Raw genomic sequence first — 15,260 nt, forward strand, 5'->3', positions numbered from 1 at the left:
CACCTGCGCGTATGGCACGGGGCACGCCACCTGATCCGGCGCGCGCTCCCCGATCACCGCCGCAGCGCCGCGCTCGACCGCCTGCGCGATCAGGTCGTGGCCATCCACGGACGCGCCGGGGCGCGCCAGAAACACGCCGCCCGGCTGTACCGCCTGGGCGCTCTCCGTGACCGGCGCGGTGATCTCGGCGTCCCGATCCGGCCCGACGATCAGGTTGGGCGCGGCTGCCGCGAGTTCGCTGAATTTCATAGCTGCTGCCTCGGTTGTTTCCTTGCGAGTCGTCGCTGCATCACCGCTCACATTGTAACGCGCCGGACGACGCGGGCCATAAAAAGCGGCAAATACACGGGGGCGCAGTAGGGGCGTATAGCTATACGCCCCTACAAAACCCGGTTTCCCAGCAAAGACGCCCATGCCTAGGGGCAATTCATGAATTGCCCCTACGGAAAACCCGTGCGATTTTACGCCTTCGCGGTGTTCAGGCGCGCCATTTCGTCCGGCGACAGCGCCAGATCGAGCGCGGCGAGATTTTCCGCCATCTGCTCGGACGTGCTGGCCGCCATCACCGGCAGCACCACCGGATCGCTGTGCAGCATCCAGGCCAGCACGACCTGATTCAGCGTCGCGTCGTGCGCCGCCGCGACCTCGCGCAGCGCCGCCAAGCGCGCCTCACTGTCCGCGCCGACGTACTGCTCCGGCAGGGGGCGATCGTCGCGGGTGTACGCGCCGCTCAGCAGCGGCGAATAGGCCAGCAGCGTGAAATCGTCGCGCCGCGTGCGCAGGTAGTCCAGCAGATCCTCGTTGACGGCCACCTGCCCGCCGAACTTCGAATCGTGCTTGGGCCGCAGATAGGTGTAGCGCTGCTGCAAACAGCAGTAGTCCGGCCAGCCGTTCGCCGCGCTGATGGCGTGCGCCTGCTCCAGCCGCCACGCGCGGAAATTGCTCGCGCCGATAAACCGCACCTTGCCCGCCTGATGCAGCCGCGCGAACGCTTCCAGCGATTCCTCCTGCGGCGTGCTGCGGTCGTCTACGTGCGCGTAGTACAGGTCGATGATGTCCACACCCAGCTTGCGCAGGCTCTTGTCGCACTCGGCTTCGATCTGCCACGCGCGCAGCCCCTGCTCGACGCCCGGCAGCGCAAAACCGACCTTGCTGGCGAGGAACAGGTCGCTGCGGTTGCCGCGCTCGCGCATCCATTCGCCCAGTAACATCTCGCTTTCACCGCCCTGGAAACCCTCGACCCAGTGCGCGTAAATGTTGGCCGTGTCGATGAACGAGCCGCCCGCCTCCACGTACTGGTCGAGCAGCGCGAACGACGATTCCCGGTCGTTACGCGTCCCAAAATACATCGCGCCTAGGCACATCGCGCTGACTTCGACGCCCGTCCCGCCTAATGGATATGTTTTCATTTTTTTCTCCTTCTCAAAGAAGCAAAAAACGCCAGAGGTCGGTGACCGCTGGCGTTTATTGTATCGCCTTGCTGGATACAGTCTAGCGCAGCCGTGCCGCCAGAGCCGTCATATCGCCGCGCACGCTGCCGTCCACGACCTTGTCGCCAGAGCGCAGGACCAGACCGCCCAGAATGCCCGGGTTGACCTGGAAGTCCACTTCGGAGGCGCCGGTAAGCTGGCGGACCTGCTGCTGCTCGTCGTCGGTCAGCGGCAGAGCGCTGGTCACTTCGACGTGCTGGCCCAGCCCGCGCGCTTCCGCCGGGGCTTCGGTGAAGAAGCGCTTGATTGCCGTGCGCTGCTGCGCGGCGTCCAGCGACGTGCCCAGCACGCGCTCGGCAGCGGCCATCGCCAGCGCCACAATCTGCTCGCGCGATTCGGCCAGGATGCGGTTGCGCTCTTCCTCGGCCTGCGCGTGCGCCTGGGCACGGCGATCCTCGGCCTCGTGCTGCGCGTCACGCAGAATCGCACGGGCCTGCTCTTCACCACGCTGACGTGCTTCGTCAAGAATACGCTGGCTGTCGGCACGCGCCCCGGCGAGCAGCTGCTCGCGCTCGCGCTCTGCATTTGCCCGCGCATCTTCCGCCGCCCGCGCGTCTTCGAGTCCCCGCTTGATCTTCTCTTCGCGCTCGTCGAGCATATTCAGCACTTTGGGCCAGACACCCCGTGCCAGCAGGAAGAAGATCAGCAGAAAGTTGAAAATCTGCGCGAGCAAAAATCCCAGGTTAATACCTAATGCGTCCATGCTCTATCCTCTCACCCTCGGCTAGAGCACGAACAGAATGATCAGGGCAACGACCAGGGCGTAAATAGCCACGGCCTCAGCAAACGCGATACCCAAGATCATGTTCGTGGTGATCTGACCGGATGCGTCGGGGTTGCGTCCAAGCGCGGTCAGCGCGCCCTGGACAACCAGACCGATGCCGATGCCAGGCCCAATCACGCCGATGATAGCCAGGCCGGCGCCAATCGCCCGTGCCGCTTCCATAAGGTCGCCAGTAATCATGAAGAGTCCTCCTGGTTTGTTCGGTAGTTAAAATGCCTGCGTTGTTCGCTCTACATGCGTTTCGATAAACCGGCTTCCCCGTCCTCAAAGTGCATCGAGGACGTCCTTCCGGCATTTGCTTACTCGATTTCCTGCTCCAGCAGGTCGCCTTCTTCGTGGGACTCGTGCCCTTCCATCGCCATCGAGCCAAACACCAGCAGCAGCATCCCGAACACGAACGCCTGGATCGCGCCGACGAATAACTCGAAGCCGTAGAAGACCACCGGCAGCAGGAACGCCGCCAGGAATGCCATCACGAACAACAGCACCTGGCCCGCGAAGATATTGCCGAAAAGACGGAAGCCAAAGCTGAGAATTTTAGCGAACTCAGAGATGGTTTCCAGCAGGCCGACGACAAAGTCCATCACGCCCATCGGGCGCTTGCCCGCGTTTTCGAGCGCTGGCGTGTTGATGAACTTGGCGAAGTACTTGGGGCCCAGCGATTTCACACCAAAGTATTGGATAGCGACAAACGCGATCAGAGCCAACCCCATCGTCAGGTTGAGGTCGGTCGCCGCCGCACGCACGAACGGCGTCACGACGTAGATGTCGTCTCGCACCGGGCGATCGGTCGGCACGTCGGCTTCGGCTTCCGCCGGAACCTCACCTTCCACTTCGGACCCTTCCGCGATCACTTCTTCGCCATGGCCTTCTTCGGCAGCGTGACACGCTTCATAGTCGGCTTCCGTCGCGCGCTCACCGCTGTACAGCGCCTCATCTACCTTGAGGACCGCACCGTTCCGCTCGTAGCCGCTAAAGCCCGATTCCGCGCAGTGCATCAGGCCGACGCTGTCCACGCCGGGGATGAGTTCCAGCCAGTTGGCGGTGATCAGGAACAGGAAAATCGTCGCCATCAGCGGGAACAGCTTGCGCGCGTTGCGCCCGGCAGACTGCTTCGCCAGACTGTACAGCGCGCTCGTCAGCACCTCGAACAGCCCCTGGAGCCGCCCCGGGATCAGCGACATCTTGCGCGTCGCGCCGAAGGCAAACAGCAGCACCAGGATATCGGCCAGCACGGTGCCGACCACAGTATTGGTCAAGGTGATGCCGGTGCCGAGGAAGTTCTCGGTCAGCACTTCACCGGGGACCGAGATCACCGGCAGCGCCATACCGATCCCTGCACCGGGCAGGAGCATAAAGGGCACTACACCGCAAAACAGCACACTTGCGATGACGATGCCAAAAAATATCAGGACTCCTTTCAAGTTTCATTCTCCTTTGTGCCAGATGATTTCGCCGTTGTGGGGGACGATCCGGGGGCCTGACGCGTGCCAGGTGGCGCAGTTTGGATCGCACCTACCGAAGACAGCAGCAACCGAACCATCACATATAAGCTCACCGGGATAGCAATCAGTACCAACCCGATGGTTAAGACCGGATGAGTATCAAACTTGGCATCAAGAAACAGGCCGGCAAACAACGCGAGGAAAATCATCACGACCGACGAACAGCCAGCCTGACCGGCAATGGCAGCCAGCGTCAGATTCCGCACGTACTGAGCTTGCGGATTACGGTCCATCTTAATCGTCCTGCGCAGTGCCCAGTACAGGGCGAAAGGGACGCTGCCCAAAAACAGCGCCACGCTAAAAGCCGGGTGAAGGTGGGTGACCTGAAAATCGATCAGCATCCCGACGCCACCCGCGATCAACACGACGATCAATGCCGCACAGCCGGGTTCACCGGCTACTGTTTGGAGTGCGACCTGCCGCGTGCTTGCGGGCGTACGCCTGAGCTGCATCGCTGGCTATCCTGATGCACGTCGACCGGGGAAAAATCTGGCACAGAGATGGCGCGATGGTAGTCCCCGTGACAATTATTATGGTCATTCTGTGCTTTAATGCACAATCGTAACAGACGCAAGGTAGTTTGTCAAAAAAACATAATCAAAAATATGGTTCTAGCACGCGTTATTGTGCAGCTTCAACGAGCCATCGTTCAATAATTCTAATACAGATTAAACGACGACGACACAACTATACGCGTTTATGGCTCATCTAACCAGTGTGAATATCTTCAGATTCGACACCCACGCGGAATTTTACCGCAGAACCGGTGAAACGAGGAGCAAATTAGCTATGGCACGCTTCGACATGCCGCTCAATACCAACGACCAAAGCATCGATCGAGTGCTTAACAGCGGGCTGCCGGTGGCGCTCGTGCTGTATTCCGGCAGTTTGGACGCCGCGCTGGACGAGGCGCTACGCCAGGTGGCGAAGGCCGATGCCGGACAGCTCCTGGTCGCCAGGCTGGACGCGCAGGCCAATCCGCGCGCTGCCGCCCAGAACAGCGGCCCCCTGCCCGCGCTGATCGGCTACCGCGACGGCCAAGAAACCGATCGCGCCGCCGTGATCACCCCGTCGAGCTTCCGCGCGCACGTGGACTACCTGCTGGGCCGGGGATCGCGCCCTGTCGAGCTGGAGCCGGTCCGCGCACAGGCCGCCGCCGCGTCCGGCAAGCCCGTTGTGGTAACCGACGCGACGTTCCAGGCGGAAGTCGTGAACAGCGATCTGCCGGTCGTGGTCGATCTGTGGGCGCCGTGGTGCACCCCCTGCCGCATGATCGCGCCCGTGCTCGAAAAACTGGCGAAGGAATACGCGGGCCAGATGAAGATCGCCAAGGTCAACGTGGACGAAAACCCGCGCACTTCGTCCCAGTTCAACGTGCGCAGCATCCCGACGCTGCTGGTGTTCCGCGACGGCAAGATCGTGGATCGCGTCGTGGGGGCCGCGCCGGAACCCGCGCTGCGCCAGCGGCTGCAATCCGTGCTGGCGGTGCATTAACTGCAGCGGCGAAATATCACCGAATCTATGACGGGGCGGGTCTGTGACTCGCCCCGTTTTTTTGTTTGGCGTTGAACGATCGAGCCCCGTAGGGGCGTATTGCGATACGCCCCTACCAAAACCCACCCATTTCGTACATCACGAAAAACGGGCAGGCCGTCGACCGACCTGCCCGCGTGGGGTCTACACCAGCGTGCGATCCGGGTGCTATTTGGGCTGCGCGAGGCTGCGCTGGTACGACTTCCAGCCGGGGCAGATCTTGGTGTGCCAGCGCCACAGCCGCGCCTTGAACGTCTTCGGATTGGCTTCCGCTTCGGCACGAAGCTTACACGTCTCACATGGGTGCTGCTTGGTTTCGGACATGGTGGTTCCTCCCCTAAAGTGAACGTTTCATGTGCGGACGCGCACCGCACATGCAAACACGAACGTGTCCTATTCAACCATACGCAAATCGGGCACACGAGTTGTGGGGAATGAGAACTGGATCTGGTGGAACAACCAGCGGCTGTTCCGGCGTACCAACACCGCCGTAAACCGGAAGGGCCAGATATACGTTTCGCCGTGGGCGGTCTCGAACAGCACGTTCGTCACGCCGCGCGCGATTTCGAGCACTTTAGCCTGTGGAGACAGCGTGGTGCTGCCCAGATGCTCGAACACGCCGTTGAGAAAAGACTGGTAAAAGGCGTCCTCGCTGATCACACTGGCGACCGCGCCCTGCGTCGCCACCCAGGCGACATCATCCAGCACATTGATCACCGCGCCATGAACGTCCAGCTCGACATCGCCCCACTGCAGCCAATCCGACTCGATCAGCGAGCGCACTTCGGCGGGGCCGTAGCACCACTCCCCCGCCCCCGTGCCGATCACCAGCAGCTCCTCGTCCGGCACGAACAGCGCCGACAAAAATGCGTCGAGCGCGTCAGGATCACGCCGCGTGTAGCCGTCCTGATAGCGCTGCAAAACGGCGCGCACCGCCGAAACCGGGTCACCGCCCGTCAAATGGGCCTGAGTCATCGTTTGTCCTTAAAATCTCTCGCCGTGGTTGCCTGCACTGCCATACAAACTATACATCGTCCGGCATCTTGCGCAATAACGTTTTCTCAATGCCCGCGACAACGCAAAAGGGTAAAAATCGCTTCCGGCGCACACAAAAGCGGGACGTTCCACGACCGGAGCGCCCCGCTTCACACATCACGTCAAGCCGCCGCTAGAACATCAGATAGAGCGCGTGCGCGGCATCCGTCGCCCAGTTCAGCAGCGGTGTAATCGCCACCGTGCCGAACAGCAGCACGCCCGCTACCGACAGGCCCAACGCCCAGCCGTACGGCGCGCCGACCGGGATCGGGTTGTCTTCGTCGGCGCTGCGGTCCATGTACATCACCTTGACCACGATCAGGTAGTAGTACAGGCTGATGATCGCGTTGATCACGCCGATCAGCGCCAGCCACGTCAGGTCCGAGTTGACCGCCGCGCGGAACAGGAAGAACTTGGCTACGAAGCCAGCCGCCGGGGGAATGCCCGCCAGACTCAGCAGCGCGAGCGTCATCGCCAGCGCCAGCCACGGATTGCGGCGGCTGAAGCCCGCCAGATCGCGGATCTGCTCGCTGCCCGTCGCGTTGGCGAACAGGATCACCACGCCGAAGGCCAGGATATTCGTCAGCACGTACATGAACAGGTAGAACGCCACCGAGGCTACGCCGTCGCCGGTGCGGTCGGTCGAGATCGCCGCTACTCCGATCAGGATGTAGCCCGCGTGCGCGATGGACGAATAGGCCAGCAGGCGCTTGATGTTGGTCTGCACCAACGCCAGCAGGTTGCCCAGCGTCATCGTCACCACCGACAGCACCGCGATCAACTGTACCCAGTAGGCGCTGAAGTCCTTCACACCATCGACCGCCGCCACCAGATCGGCGGGCGGGAACACCGCCAGCAGCAGGCGGACCAGCAGGCCGAAGCTCGCGGCCTTGCTCGCCGTGCTGAGCAGCGCGGTGATCGGCGTCGGCGCGCCTTCGTAGACGTCCGGCGTCCAGAAGTGGAACGGCACGGCGCTGATCTTGAAGCCCAGCCCGACCATGATCAGGCCCAGCGCCAGCACGACCGGCGGGTTATTGAAGCCGCCCGTCGCCAACATTTGCCCGATCATGTAGATATTCGTGTGCCCGGTGAGTCCAAACAGCAGGCTCAGGCCGTAGAGGTTGATCGCAGAGGCGAACGCGCCGAACAGGAAGTATTTCAGGCCCGCTTCGGCGCTGCGGTCGTCGTCGCGCAGGTAGCCCGCCAGCATGTACAGCGTGATGGAGGTCATTTCCAGCGCCAGGAAGACCATGATCAGGTCGGCGGCAGCGCTCATCAGGCTGGCCCCGATCACCGATGAGATCAGGATCGCGTAGTAGTCGCCGCGCGCGCGCAGCCCCAACACGCCCATACTGATCAGGCAGCTCAGCCCGCCCGCGACGATGACCATGACGCGGAAGATCTGCGCCAGCTCGTCGTGGCGGATCATGCCGCCCAGCACGAGCTGATCTTGCAGGCCGCCCTTCTGCGGCCCGCCGATGGCAAACACGGCAGCCGCTACCGCCAACAGGCCGAACCCCGCCACATAACCGAGATCGCGCCGCCGTTCCTCCGGCCACAGGACGTCCAGCGCCAGCATCACCAGCGCCAGCACGGTCATGAGCAGTTCGGGGAGGATGGCGATCAGTGCCGCCTGGGTATCCGTCGAGAAGCTCACGTTACCCTCCCAACATCGATACGATCGGCTTGATCCCGGACTCGATCATTGGCTGCATCAGCCGGGGATAAACGCCAATCGCAATAATCCAGAATACCAGCAGCCCCAACGCGATCTTGTCATACACTTTGATCGGCGTGATGTGGGGATAGCGCTCTTCGTCGAACGGGCCGAAGAAGACCTGTCCGACGACACGCAGGATGTACGCCGCCGTGACGATGATGCCCAGCGCAGCGACGATAGCGATCGCGCCGTAGTAGTCGAACGAGCCGAACCAGCCGCTGCTGTCCGGCGTGAACGCGGGACGACCCCACAGGCCCGTGAAGATCGGGAACTCTGCGATGAAGCCGCTGAGGCCCGGCATACCCATGCTGGCGAAGCCGCCGACCATGAAGGCCAGCGCCACCAGCGGCAGCTTCTGGGCGAAGCCGCTCAGGCTGGGGATGTCACGCGTGTGCGCCCGGTCGTACACCATACCGACGCAGGCGAAGAACAGGGCCGTCATCACGCCGTGGCTGAACATTTGCAGCCCCGCGCCGGTCATGCCGGTCACATTCATGGTGGCGAAGCCCATGCTCACCAGCCCCATGTGGCTCACCGAGCTGAAGCCGATGACGTATTTGAAGTCGCGCTGGCGGAAGGCGATAAACGCGCCGTACACCACGTTGATCAGCGTCAGGAAGATGATCCAGGGCAGGTGCACCTTCGCGCCTTCGGGCAGCAGTTCCACGCCGACCCGTAGCGCCGCGAACGCGCCGAGCTTCATCAGCACGCCCGCGTGGATCATCGAGACGGCGGTCGGCGCGGCCACGTGACCGTCAGGGCTCCAGTTGTGGAACGGGAACACGCCCGCCAGCACGCCGAAACCGATGAAGATCGCCGGGAACCATACCTTGGCGACGCTCGCCCCGCCGATGAACGACGTATCGAACACGCCCGCTTTGGTCGCCGCCTGCAGGTCCACGAAGTCGAAGCTGTAGATCCCGGTCGCCTGCCCCGCCTTGAAGTAGAGCACCAGCACGCCGACCAGCGCCACAATGGAGCCGATCAGAATGTAGAGCGTCAGCTTCATGGCGGCATACTCGCGCGTCTGCGCCCACCCCCAGATGACGATCAGGAAATACATCGGGAAGATGGCGAGTTCGTAGAAGAAGAACAGCACGAACAGGTCCACGGCCAAAAACACGCCGTAAACGCCCGCCACCAGCAGCAGGAAAAACGCCATAAACTCGCGGGTGCGATCTTCGATACCCCAGGAGATCAGCACGCCCGCGAAGCCCGCAATGGACGTCAGCAGCAGCATCGGTGCGCTGATGCCGTCCACGCCCAGATGCCAGCTCACGCCGATTGACTCGATCCACGGGATGTTGTCTTCAAAGGCAAAATACGTCTGCCCGTTGGCGGCAGCAGCGTTGGCGGCATCGGTATCGAACCCGAAGAACACGCCGAGCGAGAGCAGCAAGCACACGCCCATAATCACCGCCGCGATGATCCGCGCCTGCTCCTTCGACTCTTTTTTGAGCAGCAGAATGAGCACCGCGCCGATCACCGGCAAAAGCAGGATGCCGGTCAAGACACCGCTAAAAACTCTATCCATAAAAGTCGGCCTCCTCGTTCACAGGAGAAGTCCCCCCTGTTGTTGCCGCGTATGCCTCGATCAGCCGCCTAACAAGCCCAAGAAATGGCTCACGCCGCTGTTGATCACCGGCATGATCCAGTTGGGATACAGCCCCGTCACCAGCATCAGCACCATCAGCGGAACGATCGCTACCACCTCGCGCACGTTGATTTCCAGCTTGTGCTCGGTGCGGTCATATTCGACCCATTCCTCGTTGACGGGACCGTGCAGCACCTTCTGAATGCCCTTGAGCACGAAGATCCCCGTGACCAGCAGCCCGAACATCGCCAGGAAGACGTAGATCGGGTACATCTGGAACGCGCCGGACACCACCAGGAACTCGGCCACGAAACCGCCGAAGCCCGGCAGACCCAGGTTGCCCATGCTGACGAAGATCAGAATCGCGCCGAAGACGGGCACGATGGGCCACAGCCCGCCGAACCGTCTCAGGTCGCGCGTGTGGGCCTTGTGATACAGCGCACCGACCAGCAGGAACATGCCCGCGCTGGTCAGGCCGTGCATGAACATTTGCAGCACCGCGCCGTTCATCGCGGAGACGGCGTTAGCTTGATCGCTTTCGAACCGTTCCGCCGGGTAAGCCGCCGTGACGCTCTGCTCCCACGACTGCCCCTCGGCTTGCTCGATGCCGAGCGCCGGGCCAAGCAGCCCGAAATGACGCTGTTGTTCGGCATAGCTGACGCCGTACATCATCGCCGCAATCGCCAGCCCCAGCACCACGAAACCCATGTGGTTCACGGAGCTGTAGGCCACCAGCCGCTTGAAGTCGTCCTGCGCCCACGCCGCCAGCGCGCCCATGATGATGCCGATCACCGCCAGCAGGCCGATCACGTCCACGAGGTTATAGTCAAGCACGTTGAACAACGAGCGCTGCACGATCCATTCTTCGGGGAAGAGCGGGATCGCCAGCCGCAGGAACCCGTACGCGCCCAGCTTCAGCAGCACGCCCGCCAGCAGCATCGAGCCGCCGGTCGGCGCTTCGGTATGCGCGTCGGGCAGCCACGTGTGGAACGGCCACACGGGCATCTTGATCATGAACGCAATCGCAAAGCCGAGCAGTGCGAAGTATTTTCCGTCCCAGACAAAAATCCACAACTTATGCGTTGCAAGCTCAGTCGCCGGCCACTGCGCGATGGCGTTGGGAATGTCGAAGCTGCCCAACGTGATCCCGACGCCCTGGATCGCCAGCAGCAGGCCCAGCGAGCCGCCCATGGTGTACAGGAAGAACTTATTCGCGGCGTAGCGCCGGTTCTCCCCGCCCCACAGGAAGATCAGGAAGTACATCGGCACGAGGCCGATCTCCCAGAACAGGAAGAACACGATCAGGTCCAGCGCGACGAACACGCCGAGCATGCCCGCTTCGAGGAACAGGTACAGCGCCATGTGCGCCTGCACGTTTTCCTCGACCTCGAACGAGATCAGCACCGCCAGCGGGACCAGCAGCCCCGTCAGCAGGATCATGGCTGCGCTCAGCCCGTCCACGCCCACGTGCCACGTCGAGTTGAGCAGCGGGAACCACTCAGCCTGTGACTCGAAGGCCCATTCGCCTTTCGCCAGCGGGTTGTTCTGCACGTCGATGAAGATATAGATCGTCAGCGCCGCCATCACCAGGCTGAGGCCCAGCGTCAGCCACCGCGCCCAGCGCTCGTAGCCGCGCGGCAGCACGAACACGAGCACCGCGCCCAACAGCGGCAGCAGCGTGAGCACCGCCAGGAAGTTATCAGAAAGAAAGTCCTGCATCGTTTACCTCGCCTGGTACAGCAGCAGCGTGCTGATCACGAGCAGCGCGATCACGACGTACAGCAGGTACTGCTGGATGCGCCCGGACTGGATTTCGCGGAATTCACGCGCGCCGCGTGCAATCGCGCGAGGGATGCCGTCGCCCACGCCGTCGATGACCACCGTGTTGAAGCGTTTGAAGAGTTCGCCCGTCCCGGTCGCCATCTCCCCGATGGTGTCGAGAATGCCGTCGATGGTTTCCTTATCGACCGCCTGCACCATGACCGCCGCGAACTTCTCCGCCGGTTGGACCATGTACTGCCGGTACAGCGCGTCGATGTAGAAGCGGTTTTGCAGCGCGGTCCAGATGCCCGGCCCCAGCGCCTTTTCGGTCGGATCGGCGTCTTCGGCCTTCAGCGGACGCTGGCCGTAGAGCCACCAGCCGAGCGTCAGCCCGCCGAGCGCGATCAGGATGCTGAGCAGCACCGGCAGCCCGTCGAGCGGCAGCGTATGCGGTTCTTCCAGCAGCGTCGGCGCGATGAAGTGGTGCAGCGGGTTATCCAGCAGCCCCAGCAGCGGGAAGTCCGGGTGCACGCCGATGAAGCCCGCGAAGATGGCGAAAAACGCCAGCACGATCAGCGGCAGTTCCATCAGCATGAACGACCTGTGATCCTGCGGGCTGACCGCTTCTTCTTCGAGGCGGCGGGCCGCTGCCCAGCGCGAGTGCACCCAGCGGTTGCGGAACGACCCGATCCCGGCGAAGCGTGCCGAGGCGGTGCGCGGCGCGCCCCAGAAGGCCATGAACCACATGCGCGCGGTGTAGAAGGCGGTCAGGAACGCCGCCAGCACCAGCATGATCAGCACGAACAGCGCGAGCGGGAAGCCTTCGGTCGTGCCGTGCCACGCATCCGCGATGATCTCGTCCTTCGACCAGAACCCGGCGGTCAGGAAGGGGAACCCGGCCAGCGACAGGCCGCCGATCGCCATCGTGATCGCAGTGACGGGGATGCGGTCGATCAGGCCGCCCATGCGCCGGATGTCGTTGGCGGGCGCGACGTAATCGGCCTGCAGCCCGTCCGGCGGCTCCGGCAGGTGCTCGTGATCGCCGTGCTCATGCGCGTGGTGCTCGCCGTGCTCCATGGCGTGAATGACGATACCGGAGGCCATGAACAGCAGCGCCTTGAAGAAGGCGTGATTGATAAGGTGGAACGCCGCCGCGACCCATGCGCCGATGCCCAGCGCCGCGACCATGAAGCCCAACTGGCTGATGGTCGAATAGGCCAGGATGCGCTTGATGTCGTTCTGACCCACGGCCAAGATCGACGCGCCGAGCGCGGTCGCGCCGCCAACGAGCGCCATCAGCGCCATCGGCGTGCTGAAATCGCCGTTGTGGAAGTCCGCGCCCGCCGAAAGCAGCGGGAACATGCGGATCACCATGTACACACCGGCGGACACCATCGTCGCGGCGTGGATCATCGCGCTGACGGGGGTCGGGCCTTCCATCGCGTCGGGCAGCCAGACGTGCAGCGGGAACTGCGCGCTCTTGCCGATCGTGCCGATGACCAGCAGCACGCCGACGAGCGCCGCCGCGTTGCCGCCGATGATCGGCGTGGAGACTTCGAGCAGGTGGTGCAGCGCTTCCTCGTTATAGAGGATGTCGCGGAAGTTCAACGTCCCGGCCACCGCGAACAGGTAGCCGATGCCGACCAGCATCAGCACGTCCGCGACGCGCGTCGTCATGAACGCCTTGACGCCCGCCTGATACGCGCTCTTCTTCTGGAACCAGAAGCCGATCAGCGAGTACGAGCAGAAGCCCATCACTTCCCAGCCGATGAACAGCAGCAGCAGGTTATCGGCCAGCACCAGCGTGAGCATCGCGCCCGCGAACAGCGACAGGTACGCGAAAAACCGCGAATAGTACGGATCGCCGCGCATGTAACCCATCGAATAAATGAAGATGAGCACGCACGCCAGCGGAACCATCAATAACATATAAGCCGTGAGCGGATCGACCAGCACGCCCATGCGCACCGTCGTCACGCCCACGTCCAGCCACTTAAATGAGCTGCCGAATACCTCGTGCCCCAGTTCCACGTCAGAGGCCCACACGACCTTGACGAACTCGATCATGCTCAAGACCCACGAGAGCACAATCCCGGTCACGGCCACTCCCGCGCTCAACGTTTTGTTGTGCGTGGTGAACAGCACGATGATCAGGAAGCTCAGCAGCGGGAAGAACAGGATCAGCCAGGGCAGGTAATCGGCGCTAAACCAGTTGATATCCATGCGCGAAATCCCCTATTTCTGCCGCAGGTGGCCGCTCACCACTTGAGCACGTTGATGTCTTCCGCGATCACCGACTGGTGACGGCGGTAGATCAGGATGATGAGCGCCAGGCCAACGGCGGTTTCTGCCGCCGCGACGACGAAGACGAACGCCGCGAACACCTGCCCGCCGACGTTCTCCGGCGCCTGGTAGCGCCAGAACGCGACGATGTTGATCAGCGCGGCGTTGAGCATCAGTTCGATGCTCATCAGGATTGCAATCGCGTTACGGCGGGCCAGCACCCCGTACAGCCCGGTGCTGAACAAGGCCGCCGATACCACCAGGAACATCCACAGCGGAACCATCAATCGCCTCCTGTCGTCGCCTGCTCGGGCCCCGGCTCAATCACGGGACCGGCTTCCGGGCGGCGCGGCTTGGGTTCGTCCGGGCGGACCATCAGCGCCGCGCCGATGAGTGCCGCCATCAGCAGCACCGAGGCCACTTCGAACGGCAGCACGTACAGGTCCTTATCCACCAGCGACTCGCCCAGCGTCGTCAGCGTATCGGCGGGCACGTCGGCAGGCTCGTCCTGCGTGAAGCCCGCGCTCCAGTTATCGACGCCCAGCTCCGAGGCGACCGGCGTCAGCACCGACACCAGCACCAGGAAGAACAGGACCGCCGCGACCAGCGCCGCAATCCACTGGTTGCTGCGCGGGCGGACCACCTGCATCACCTGCGGTGTGAGCATGATCGCAAAGATGATCAGGATGGCGATCGCGCCGACGTACACCATGATCTCGACCCCAGCCAGGAACGGCGCGGTCAGAAGGACGAACAGCCCCGCCACCCCGAACAAACTGACCATCAGGTACAGCGCCGCGTGGAACAGGTTGCGCGTCGTCACGACGAGCGCACCACTTCCCAACGTAATGACGCTAAAGATTAAAAAGCCCAGTGCTTCCCAGGTCATCTACTCGCCGCCCTCCTAGTCGCCGGACCCGGCGGTCACGGCGGGATCGACCGCCACCAGCCGCGCCTGAACGCGCTCACGCTCACGATGGCCCTCGCCGCGCAGATAAGCCAGCAGTCCGGCGGCCATCAGCCCATTCGCCACCAGCAGCACCAGGCTCGGCAGCAGCGCGTCGCCAAAGCTGTTGATCGCGTTCGTATCGGGGACCAGCTTCCACAGGAACGCCACCACCAGCAGATTCCCCAGGCTCAGCGGGACCAGGAACTTCCACGCGCGGGAACGTCATACGAATCCACATCATGGCGAAGTATGCGAACATCGCCTTGACAATCAGGTAAATCAGGCCGAGCAGCGGCACGTCTTCAGCGAAGGGGCCTTTCCAGCCGCCCAGGAAGAAAATCGCGGTCAGCACGCTGAAGGTGAACGCGTGCAGGAACTCGCCCACGTAGAACATGCCGAACTTCATGCCGCTGTATTCGGTCATGTAGCCCGCCACCAGCTCCGACTCCGCCTCGACCAAGTCGAAAGGCGGCCGGTTCGTCTCGGCCAGGGCCGAGATGTAGAAGATGACGAACATGGGGAACAGCGGCAGGAAGTACCTATTGAGGAAGCCGAGCCGGCCGTTCTGCGCCTCAACGATGCCGCTCAGGTTCAGCGTGCCCGCGC

16 protein-coding genes are annotated in these 15,260 nt (G+C 62.8%); 1 reads left to right on the plus strand and 15 read right to left on the minus strand.

What is annotated here, in order from left to right; genetic code table 11:
- The 6 genes from V7116_RS21880 to V7116_RS21905 form a co-directional block, all read right to left on the minus strand.
- A partial coding sequence (locus V7116_RS21880) for a Mur ligase domain-containing protein (protein ID WP_324394112.1) occupies positions 1 to 249 on the minus strand: 249 nt, incomplete at its 3' end.
- A 212-nt stretch (positions 250 to 461) separates the two neighbouring features.
- Complete coding sequence (locus V7116_RS21885) at positions 462 to 1,409, minus strand: aldo/keto reductase (protein ID WP_324394113.1); 948 nt, start codon at positions 1,407 to 1,409, stop codon at positions 462 to 464.
- A gap of 82 nt (positions 1,410 to 1,491) precedes the next feature.
- Positions 1,492 to 2,193 carry a F0F1 ATP synthase subunit B gene (gene atpF / locus V7116_RS21890; protein ID WP_324394114.1) on the minus strand — a complete coding sequence of 234 codons (702 nt, stop codon included), beginning with the start codon at positions 2,191 to 2,193 and terminating at the stop codon, positions 1,492 to 1,494.
- A 21-nt stretch (positions 2,194 to 2,214) separates the two neighbouring features.
- Entirely contained in the window at positions 2,215 to 2,454 is a 240-nt protein-coding gene (atpE, locus tag V7116_RS21895) for an ATP synthase F0 subunit C (protein WP_238625590.1), read from the minus strand.
- 119 nt (positions 2,455 to 2,573) lie between these two features.
- On the minus strand, positions 2,574 to 3,698 hold the full coding sequence (gene atpB, locus V7116_RS21900) for a F0F1 ATP synthase subunit A (protein WP_324394115.1): 1,125 nt from the start codon (positions 3,696 to 3,698) through the stop codon (positions 2,574 to 2,576).
- On the minus strand, positions 3,695 to 4,231 hold the full coding sequence (locus V7116_RS21905) for an AtpZ/AtpI family protein (protein ID WP_324394116.1): 537 nt from the start codon (positions 4,229 to 4,231) through the stop codon (positions 3,695 to 3,697). The genes atpB and V7116_RS21905 overlap by 4 nt, the downstream gene beginning before the upstream one ends.
- Before the next feature lie 337 nt (positions 4,232 to 4,568).
- On the opposite strand from V7116_RS21905, the gene trxA reads away from it, so the two are divergent.
- Positions 4,569 to 5,273, plus strand: a complete 705-nt coding sequence (gene trxA, locus V7116_RS21910; protein WP_324394117.1) for a thioredoxin — start codon at positions 4,569 to 4,571, stop codon at positions 5,271 to 5,273.
- 207 nt (positions 5,274 to 5,480) lie between these two features.
- Here the strand turns inward: trxA and V7116_RS21915 are convergent, their stop codons facing one another.
- The 9 genes from V7116_RS21915 to V7116_RS21955 all read right to left on the minus strand — a co-directional run.
- Positions 5,481 to 5,636, minus strand: a complete 156-nt coding sequence (locus tag V7116_RS21915; RefSeq protein ID WP_324394118.1) for a hypothetical protein — start codon at positions 5,634 to 5,636, stop codon at positions 5,481 to 5,483.
- Between the two features lie 69 nt (positions 5,637 to 5,705).
- Positions 5,706 to 6,287 carry a nuclear transport factor 2 family protein gene (locus tag V7116_RS21920; protein ID WP_324394119.1) on the minus strand — a complete coding sequence of 194 codons (582 nt, stop codon included), beginning with the start codon at positions 6,285 to 6,287 and terminating at the stop codon, positions 5,706 to 5,708.
- Between the two features lie 193 nt (positions 6,288 to 6,480).
- On the minus strand, positions 6,481 to 8,004 hold the full coding sequence (locus tag V7116_RS21925) for an NADH-quinone oxidoreductase subunit N (protein WP_324394120.1): 1,524 nt from the start codon (positions 8,002 to 8,004) through the stop codon (positions 6,481 to 6,483).
- Between the two features lies 1 nt (position 8,005).
- Positions 8,006 to 9,601, minus strand: coding sequence for a complex I subunit 4 family protein (locus tag V7116_RS21930; RefSeq protein WP_324394121.1), 1,596 nt, complete (start codon positions 9,599 to 9,601; stop codon positions 8,006 to 8,008).
- 60 nt (positions 9,602 to 9,661) lie between these two features.
- Positions 9,662 to 11,380, minus strand: a complete 1,719-nt coding sequence (locus tag V7116_RS21935; RefSeq protein ID WP_324394122.1) for a complex I subunit 4 family protein — start codon at positions 11,378 to 11,380, stop codon at positions 9,662 to 9,664.
- Between the two features lie 3 nt (positions 11,381 to 11,383).
- The gene (locus tag V7116_RS21940) at positions 11,384 to 13,645 is read right to left on the minus strand and encodes an NADH-quinone oxidoreductase subunit 5 family protein (protein ID WP_324394123.1); all 2,262 of its coding nucleotides are present in this window, start codon (positions 13,643 to 13,645) and stop codon (positions 11,384 to 11,386) included.
- Between the two features lie 35 nt (positions 13,646 to 13,680).
- Positions 13,681 to 13,989, minus strand: coding sequence for an NADH-quinone oxidoreductase subunit NuoK (gene nuoK, locus V7116_RS21945; RefSeq protein ID WP_324394124.1), 309 nt, complete (start codon positions 13,987 to 13,989; stop codon positions 13,681 to 13,683).
- Positions 13,989 to 14,594: an NADH-quinone oxidoreductase subunit J family protein gene (locus V7116_RS21950; protein ID WP_324394125.1), complete on the minus strand. Its 606-nt coding sequence runs from the start codon at positions 14,592 to 14,594 to the stop codon at positions 13,989 to 13,991. Before V7116_RS21950 ends, nuoK begins: the two co-directional genes overlap by 1 nt.
- A gap of 82 nt (positions 14,595 to 14,676) precedes the next feature.
- Positions 14,677 to 15,260, minus strand: a 584-nt coding sequence (locus tag V7116_RS21955; protein ID WP_324394126.1) for a complex I subunit 1/NuoH family protein, incomplete at its 5' end; no start/stop codon positions are given.

Source organism: Aggregatilinea sp. (assembly GCF_036822615.1).
In the GTDB taxonomy this organism is placed as follows: Bacteria; Chloroflexota; Anaerolineae; order Aggregatilineales; family Aggregatilineaceae; genus Aggregatilinea.

What these genes read in the sequence shown, in the direction of transcription:
- V7116_RS21885 (WP_324394113.1), bottom strand. Translation starts at nt 1,409, where the DNA reads ATGAAAACATATCCATTAGGCGGGACGGGCGTCGAAGTCAGCGCGATG.
- atpF (WP_324394114.1), bottom strand. Translation starts at nt 2,193, where the DNA reads ATGGACGCATTAGGTATTAACCTGGGATTTTTGCTCGCGCAGATTTTC.
- atpE (WP_238625590.1), bottom strand. Translation starts at nt 2,454, where the DNA reads ATGATTACTGGCGACCTTATGGAAGCGGCACGGGCGATTGGCGCCGGC.
- V7116_RS21905 (WP_324394116.1), bottom strand. Translation starts at nt 4,231, where the DNA reads ATGCAGCTCAGGCGTACGCCCGCAAGCACGCGGCAGGTCGCACTCCAA.
- trxA (WP_324394117.1), top strand. Translation starts at nt 4,569, where the DNA reads ATGGCACGCTTCGACATGCCGCTCAATACCAACGACCAAAGCATCGAT.
- V7116_RS21915 (WP_324394118.1), bottom strand. Translation starts at nt 5,636, where the DNA reads ATGTCCGAAACCAAGCAGCACCCATGTGAGACGTGTAAGCTTCGTGCC.
- V7116_RS21920 (WP_324394119.1), bottom strand. Translation starts at nt 6,287, where the DNA reads ATGACTCAGGCCCATTTGACGGGCGGTGACCCGGTTTCGGCGGTGCGC.
- V7116_RS21930 (WP_324394121.1), bottom strand. Translation starts at nt 9,601, where the DNA reads ATGGATAGAGTTTTTAGCGGTGTCTTGACCGGCATCCTGCTTTTGCCG.
- V7116_RS21935 (WP_324394122.1), bottom strand. Translation starts at nt 11,380, where the DNA reads ATGCAGGACTTTCTTTCTGATAACTTCCTGGCGGTGCTCACGCTGCTG.
- V7116_RS21940 (WP_324394123.1), bottom strand. Translation starts at nt 13,645, where the DNA reads ATGGATATCAACTGGTTTAGCGCCGATTACCTGCCCTGGCTGATCCTG.
- nuoK (WP_324394124.1), bottom strand. Translation starts at nt 13,989, where the DNA reads ATGGTTCCGCTGTGGATGTTCCTGGTGGTATCGGCGGCCTTGTTCAGC.
- V7116_RS21950 (WP_324394125.1), bottom strand. Translation starts at nt 14,594, where the DNA reads ATGACCTGGGAAGCACTGGGCTTTTTAATCTTTAGCGTCATTACGTTG.